At 30.8% G+C, this 2,107-nt stretch carries 1 protein-coding gene; it reads left to right on the forward strand.

The window, feature by feature from the left end; all coding sequences use genetic code 11:
• Positions 1-241 precede the first annotated feature (241 nt).
• Entirely contained in the window at positions 242-2,047 is a 1,806-nt protein-coding gene (gene lepA / locus G3997_RS02115; protein ID WP_296647341.1) for a translation elongation factor 4, read from the forward strand.
• Positions 2,048-2,107 lie beyond the last annotated feature (60 nt).

Consider the following 2,107-nt stretch of genomic DNA (forward strand, 5'->3'; position numbering starts at 1 on the left):
AATTATATGAAGTTAAAGAAAAAATAATTAAAATTTATAATGATAGTAAAAAATAAGACTTAGATAATAAGTCTTATTTTTCTATAATTAAATATACATTACTCAAAATTAAATAAATACTGTATAAAACATATAAAGATTATATTAAAATAAGTTTTAAGTTTTATGAATAACGGTTATTTACATAAAAGGTGATATATTATAAAATAAAAGTTATGGTAATAATAANNGAGGAATAAAGGTGGACAATAAACAAAGTAGAACTAGAAACTTTAGTATAATAGCACATATAGATCACGGAAAGTCTACCTTAGCGGATAGATTAATACAAAAAACTGGACTTGTTAGTGAAAGAGAAATGAAAGATCAGTTATTAGATAACATGGATCTTGAAAGAGAAAGAGGAATCACTATAAAGCTTCAAAATATAAGATTAGTATATAAAGCTAAGGATGGAAATGAGTATTTCTTAAATCTTATAGATACTCCAGGACACGTAGACTTTAACTATGAAGTATCAAGAAGTTTAGCGGCTTGTGAGGGAGCTCTATTAGTAGTAGATGCAGCTCAAGGTGTTGAAGCTCAAACTTTAGCTAATGTTTACTTAGCATTAGATCAAGATTTAGAAATTTTACCTGTAATAAATAAGATAGATCTTCCAAGTGCAAGACCAGATGAAATAAAAGCAGAGATAGAGGATATAATAGGTCTTGATGCAAGTGATGCTCCACTTATATCAGCTAAAAGTGGATTAAATATAGAAGATGTATTAGAAGCTATAGTAGAGAAGGTACCTGCTCCAACAGGAGATAAAGAAGCACCATTAAAAGCATTAATATTTGACTCTTATTATGATGCATATAAAGGAGTTGTAGCTTACGTTAGAGTATTCGAAGGTAGCGTAAAAAAAGGTATGACTATAAAGATGATGAACACTAACAAAAAGTTTGAAGTAACAGAAGTTGGTGTAATGGCTCCAGGACAAAGAGAACTTGATGAATTATCGGCAGGAGATGTTGGATACATAGCAGCAAGTATAAAAGATATAAGAAGTTGTCAAGTTGGGGATACAATAACAGATGCAGATAATCCAACTGATGAGCCAATGGCAGGATATAAAAAAGCAACTCCAATGGTTTACTGTGGTATATATCCTGGTGAAGGAGAAAAGTACGAAAATGTAAGAGACGCACTTGAAAAAATGCAAATAAATGATGCAGCACTTGAATTTGAAGCTGAAACTTCAGCTGCATTAGGATTTGGATTTAGATGTGGATTCTTAGGTTTACTTCACATGGAAATAATACAAGAAAGATTAGAGAGAGAATATGATCTTAACTTAGTTACTACAGCGCCATCTGTTATATACAGAGTAACTAAAAATGATGGTGAAGTTGTTATGATACAAAATCCAACTAACTTACCAGAACCAAGTGAAATAAAAATGATAGAAGAACCAATAGTTAAAGGAGATATAATTGTTCCTAAAGATTATGTAGGTACTGTTATGGAACTATGTCAAGAAAGACGTGGAACAATGATAAATATGGAGTATATAGATGAAAAGAGAGTCATGCTTCATTATGATCTACCTTTAAACGAGGTTGTATATGATTTCTTTGATGCATTAAAGTCAAGAACTAGAGGTTATGGATCTTTAGATTACGAAGTTAAAGGATATGTTCCTTCAACTCTTGTTAAACTTGATATATTAATAAACAAAGAACAAGTAGATGCACTTAGCTTTATAGTTCACGAATCTCGTGCTTACTCAAGAGGTAAGGCTATGTGTGAAAAACTTAAAAATGAAATTCCTAGACATCAATTTGCAGTGCCTATACAAGCAGCTGTTGGTAATAAGGTAATAGCAAGAGAAACTATAAGTGCACTTAGAAAAGACGTTCTTGCTAAGTGTTACGGAGGAGATATATCTCGTAAGAAGAAACTTCTTGAAAAGCAAAAAGAAGGTAAGAAACGTATGAGACAAATAGGATCTGTTGAAGTTCCACAAAAGGCATTTATGTCAGTATTAAAATTAGATGAATAGATATAAAAAAGACCTAAGTTGAAAACTTAGGTCTTTTTTATAAAATACACYAGCAAGTAT

Source organism: Romboutsia sp. 13368 (assembly GCF_018336475.1).
Lineage (GTDB): Bacteria > Bacillota > Clostridia > Peptostreptococcales > Peptostreptococcaceae > Romboutsia.